At 53.7% G+C, this 5,186-nt stretch carries 5 protein-coding genes; 1 reads left to right on the top strand and 4 read right to left on the bottom strand.

Annotated elements, in window-relative coordinates; genetic code table 11:
* Positions 1 to 98 precede the first annotated feature (98 nt).
* Entirely contained in the window at positions 99 to 518 is a 420-nt protein-coding gene (uspC, locus tag NNN71_RS23500; RefSeq protein WP_163448973.1) for a universal stress protein UspC, read from the top strand.
* A gap of 82 nt (positions 519 to 600) precedes the next feature.
* Here uspC and araH read toward each other — a convergent pair whose 3' ends face one another.
* From araH to NNN71_RS23480, 4 genes are all read right to left on the bottom strand, one after another.
* Positions 601 to 1,581: an L-arabinose ABC transporter permease AraH gene (gene araH / locus NNN71_RS23495; protein WP_163448974.1), complete on the bottom strand. Its 981-nt coding sequence runs from the start codon at positions 1,579 to 1,581 to the stop codon at positions 601 to 603.
* A gap of 14 nt (positions 1,582 to 1,595) precedes the next feature.
* The gene (araG, locus tag NNN71_RS23490) at positions 1,596 to 3,110 is read right to left on the bottom strand and encodes an L-arabinose ABC transporter ATP-binding protein AraG (RefSeq protein ID WP_167575550.1); all 1,515 of its coding nucleotides are present in this window, start codon (positions 3,108 to 3,110) and stop codon (positions 1,596 to 1,598) included.
* 62 nt (positions 3,111 to 3,172) lie between these two features.
* A complete protein-coding gene (locus NNN71_RS23485; protein ID WP_163448976.1) occupies positions 3,173 to 4,153 on the bottom strand; it encodes an arabinose ABC transporter substrate-binding protein in 981 nt (326 codons plus the stop codon).
* A 303-nt stretch (positions 4,154 to 4,456) separates the two neighbouring features.
* Positions 4,457 to 5,014 (bottom strand): DJ-1/PfpI family protein, encoded by a 558-nt coding sequence (locus NNN71_RS23480; protein ID WP_271459469.1) that lies wholly within the window; start codon positions 5,012 to 5,014, stop codon positions 4,457 to 4,459.
* Positions 5,015 to 5,186: the final 172 nt, after the last annotated feature.

The following is a 5,186-nucleotide window of genomic DNA, read 5'->3' as shown; positions in this document are numbered from 1 at the left end:
GTTATAGACAGATTTATTCTGTGTTCCCCTTGCAGGGTTGAGGCAAAAAGAGTAAGAGAATAAAAAGAGAGTACGTATTATTGGAGCAAGGAGGTCTGATGTCTTACTCACATCTCTTGGTGGCCGTCGCGCCCACCCCGGAAAGCCAGGCCCTGCTACGGAAAGCTGTCGCCATCGCGCGGCCCCTCAACGCGCGTATCAGCCTTATCACCCTGTCGACCGACCCGGAAATGTACAATCACCTCGCGGCCCCGATGATGGAAAACCTGCGAGAGCTGATGCAAGAAGAAACCCTACAGTTTCTGCAAACGCTGGCTGATACCACCGACTATCCCATCTGGAAAAGCCAAATCGCCTGCGGTGAACTGGGCGAACATATCAAAGCATTCAGTAAAAAATACGCGGTCGACCTGGTGATTTGCGGTAACCATAACCAAAGTTTCTTTTCCCGCGCGACCTGCTCGGCAAAAAGCATTGTGGGAAACAGCGGTGTGGATGTTTTGCTTGTGACGTTGTAACAATGCCGTTGAGAAAAGCCAAAAACCGGGAGAACGTCCATTCCCCCGGGTAATGTTGAATGACTTCGGCGAGCAGACAGCGCTACACGCTGCGTTTAGCTTTCTGTTTGTAACGGTCGAAGATTACCGCCGCCAGCAGAATCAACCCGCGCACCACATACTGCGAGAACGGAGAGATATTGAGCAGGTTCATCGCGTTCTCCACGGTGCCTAAAATCAGAATCCCGGCGACCACGTACGAGATCTTACCAATCCCGCCTTTCAGCGAGACGCCGCCCAACACACAGGCGGAGATAACGATCAGCTCATAACCAATCGACGTCATTGGCTGTCCGCTGGTCATACGCGAGGCAAGAATGATCCCCGCAGCAGCGGACACCAGGCCGGAGAGCACAAAGATAATAATCTTGGTGCGTACCACCGGAACCCCCGCCAGCCGAGCGGCCTCTTCGTTGCCGCCAATCGCCAGCGTGTTACGGCCAAAGGTGGTTTTGTTGAGCAGCAGGCCGAAAATAATCAGGCAACCCACCGTCAGCCAGATAGGTGCCGGCAGGCCCAGCCAGTTGGCGTAGCCCAGAGTGAAGAAACGCTCGTCCTCAATCCCTACCGCCTTACCATCAGAGATGATATAGGCCAGCCCGCGCACGATCTGCATAGTGGCAAGCGTGGTGATCAGCGCGTTTATCTTAAGACGGGCAATCACAAAGCCGTTAACCAGCCCGCTTACCGCCCCGAGCAATAGTCCGGCAAATACGCCAATCCATAGATTTTCAGTGACGTTTATCACCACCGCGGTAGTGACGCCCGCACAGGCAATCACCGAGGCAACCGACAGATCAAAATCACCGGACGCCAGGCAGAACAGCATCCCGCAAGCCACCATTCCCGACATCGAAATGGCCAGCCCAAGCCCCTTCATATTGATAAAGGTGGCAAAGTTCGGAACAAAGATCGCACAGCAGATAAACAGCGCGGCGAAGACCACCAGCATTCCGTACTGATCCCAGATACGGCTAAAGCTCAGCGACGAGCGGCGGGCGCCAGGCGTAGTAACAGTTGACATCATAACCTCCTAACTCAGGCAACGGCCTGACTGACTTTTGGCATCGCCAGGCTTAACGCCTGTTGTTCATTGGCGCTCTCGTGCAGCAACTCGCCGGAGATCTCCCCTTCACGCATCACCACAATACGGTCGGCAACGCCCAGCACTTCCGGTAGGTCGCTGGAGGCAAACAGCACCGCGACGCCGGACGACGCCAGCGCATAAATCACGTTGTAGATTTCATGCTTTGCCCCTACGTCGATACCCCGGGTGGGCTCATCAAGCAGAATCACCTTCATGTCCTCTGACAACCAACGTCCGAGAATCGCCTTTTGTTGATTTCCCCCGGAAAGGTTCATGATCAATTGCTGAGCGCCCGGCGTTTTGATGTTAAGAGCCTGAATGTGATGGTCGGCGTTAGTGGCCTCCCAATCGTTGTTGATGAGACACCCCGCATGGATATGCTTGCGGCGGGCGCTAATATTGATATTGTCACGCACGGAATGGACCGGGATGATCCCCTCAGCTTTACGATCTTCGGGGCACAGCATCATCCCCGCGCGAATCGCCTGCGCCGGTTTGTCGATAGTGACTCGCTCACCGTCGATGAAAATCTCACCGCCGGTTATTTTCGTCCCGCCGAAGATCCCCTTCATTAGCTCGCTACGGCCGGCACCCACCAGGCCGAACAGCCCCACGATTTCACCGCTGCGAACGGTCAGCGAAATCGGCGTGCGCACGCCCGGCGCTTTCACCTGCGATAGACGCAGACGCTCTTCACCGTACTGACGCGGCTGCCAGCCATAGATATCGCCAATGTCACGCCCCACCATCGCCTGCACCAGACGATCGTGGCTCACCTCCATCATATCGGCAAAGGTACAGACATAGCGGCCGTCTTTAAACACGGTGATGGCATCGCTCAACGCGAAGATCTCTTCCATGCGGTGAGACACATAGATGATCACTCGCCCCTCTTTGCGCAGCTCACGGATGACCCGGAACAGGTTGTCTATCTCGCGCGCGGAAAGTGAACTGGTTGGTTCATCAAAAGCGATGACCTTGGCGTTACGCGCCAGCGCCTTGGCAATTTCGACCATCTGCCATTGGCCAATCGACAGATACTTCAGCGGCGTATCGGGATCGATGTCCAACCCCAGATGTTCAAGCTGGATACGCGCTTCATAGTTCAGCAGTTTGCGGTTAACAATACCGCTGCGACTCGGCAATTGGCCAAGATAGATATTTTCCGCCACGGTCATTTCCGGGACGAGATGCAGTTCCTGGTAAATAATCGCGATACCCGCGTTCAGCGCCGCAGTGGTATCAGCAAAAGAAATCTCTTCTCCGCGCAGCGCCAGCGTGCCGGACGTCGGGGCATAGTTACCGCTAAGAATTTTCAACAGCGTCGACTTGCCCGCACCGTTCTCGCCCATCAGCGCATGTACCTGGCCGCTATAGCAATCAAAGCTAATATCAGACAGCGCCTTTACGCCGGGGAAAGTTTTGCTGATACCGCGGAAAGAGAGATAAGGGGTAGACTGTTGCATCGCAACCTCCACAATGACACGATCCTTCCCCTCCCGCCTGGCGGGAGGAGAACCAACAGGACTCAGAGGCCTTTTTTCGCCAGCTCTTCTTTGAAGTTGTCGCGGGTAATCAGCACGACATCCGTCACCGCAGTAAATTTCGGTGGCTCAGCGCCTTTCTCCACCCAGTTGTAGAGCAGCTCGCTGGTTTTGTAGCCGTGAATGTCCGGGCTCGGCAGCAGCGAGCCAAAGAAGCCGGTAGCCTGCGCTTTTGACAGTTCGTTCACCGCATCCACGCCGTTAATGCCGATACCGATGACGTTAGCCGCTTTGAACCCCTGACCTTCCGTTGCGCGTACGCCGCCGAGCACAGTGTTGTCGTTCATGCCAACAACCAGCCACTGCTTCACTTCCGGATGCTGTACTAACAGCGAGTTACCGGCATCGAACGCGCCGGGGATATCATTCGATTTGGTGGGCACCTGATAAATCTGCTTTTCCGGGAAACCGGCAGCCTTCAGCGCGTCCATAGAACCCGACGTACGGCGGCGCGCGGTATCCAGTTCGTTGGCGGTAATGGCCATCACGCCGGTGGTTTTCACGTCCCAGCCGCGTTTTTGCATCTCCTTATACAGCTCCTGCCCCTGGCGCGCGCCAATTTCGCTCGCCGCCATCATCACCAGCGGCACATCTTCCATCGGTTTGCCTTTGGCATTGACGAACTGATCATCGACGGTGATGACCTTCATGTCGTAGCCGCGCGCTTTCGCCACGATAGCGGGCCCTAATTTTGGATCTGGCGTACAAATAACAAAACCTTTGGCACCACTGGCTGCCAGGCTATCAATAGCATTGAGGGTTTTCTCACCGTCCGGAACGGCAATTTTAATCACATCAAAACCAAGGTCTTTGCCGGCTTTATCGGCAAATTTCCATTCCGTCTGGAACCAGGGTTCTTCCGGTTGTTTTACTAAAAAACCAAGCTTTAAATTCTCGGCCATAGCCGATTGTGACATAACCGCCGCCAGCCCGATGGCCGCCAGCGCTTTCGTAAATTTGTGCATGGTTAACTCCAGCCTTAATGTTCTTTTATGTAGGGAAAATCAGACAAACCATTTAAATCGGACATAAAACAAAGTATTAGCTGCACAATTAACAGCGTTAACTATGTTGAAACATTAATAGCCAGGAATTAACCATTCAGAAGAGAGCGCCATCACACCCCTGAATTACAGTAAGGTGATGCATAGATTCAGCAGATAAGTACATATAAAAAACGCGAATTATCAGACAATTCGCGCAGAGAGAATAGCTTATTTATCTATATCCTCAGCGAAGATATACCTTCCTCTGAGGTAGCCGATTAATTACCAGCGGTAATAGATGTGATCGGCATGGTCGCGCACCGGCGCTTCATCGCCCAGCAGACGTGCCGCGACGGTAAAGGCAAAGTCAAAGACATGACCAAACCCTTTACCGCTAATCAGATTGCCGTCTTCAACCACCGGCGCATCAACGTATTCCCCGTTTTTCACGTCCTGCCACAGATCCCCGGAGCAGACATAGCGACGGCCTTTCAGCAGATCATTGCCGGCCAGCACACGCGCAGCGGCTGAGCAGATTGGGCAGATCAGTTTGCCCGCGGCATCGTGGGCGGCCACAAAATTAACTACGTCTTTATTCGCCGCCAGATTCACGCTCCCCTGCGGGCCACCCGGCAGGACCACAGCGTCGTACAGGGTATCAAGACGTTCTGCCAGCGTGGCGTCAGCCACCATCGGGATATCGTGATAACTCACCACCGCGCGTAACTCAGCGCACGACACCAGCTCAACACCAATATGCAGACGGCGCAGGATATCGATAGTGACAATCGCTTCCCCTTCTTCAAAACCCGGGGCCAGCAGTACAGCAACCTGTTTCATTTTAACTCCTGTAAATTCATATAAACGAATCCCTCCTGGTGACGAATGGGGAAGGATTTGGCGTACTCGTCATGACGCGAACATAATCCTCTTGCCGGCCATTATCAAAAATGATCTAAAACAAATTTGCCATCATTCTAATTTTGGGGAGCCGACATATATCATGATATAT

The sequence above is a fragment of the Kluyvera sp. Awk 3 genome (genome assembly GCF_028069715.1).
In the GTDB taxonomy this organism is placed as follows: Bacteria; Pseudomonadota; Gammaproteobacteria; order Enterobacterales; family Enterobacteriaceae; genus Kluyvera; species Kluyvera georgiana_A.
Note: the sequence above shows the minus strand (reverse complement) of the source record. Positions and strands in the feature narration are given on the sequence as shown.

Excerpts from the sequence above, each read along its gene's own strand:
- araG (WP_167575550.1), bottom strand. The coding sequence starts at position 3,110 with ATGCAACAGTCTACCCCTTATCTCTCTTTCCGCGGTATCAGCAAAACT.
- uspC (WP_163448973.1), top strand. The coding sequence starts at position 99 with ATGTCTTACTCACATCTCTTGGTGGCCGTCGCGCCCACCCCGGAAAGC.
- araH (WP_163448974.1), bottom strand. The coding sequence starts at position 1,581 with ATGTCAACTGTTACTACGCCTGGCGCCCGCCGCTCGTCGCTGAGCTTT.
- NNN71_RS23480 (WP_271459469.1), bottom strand. The coding sequence starts at position 5,014 with ATGAAACAGGTTGCTGTACTGCTGGCCCCGGGTTTTGAAGAAGGGGAA.
- NNN71_RS23485 (WP_163448976.1), bottom strand. The coding sequence starts at position 4,153 with ATGCACAAATTTACGAAAGCGCTGGCGGCCATCGGGCTGGCGGCGGTT.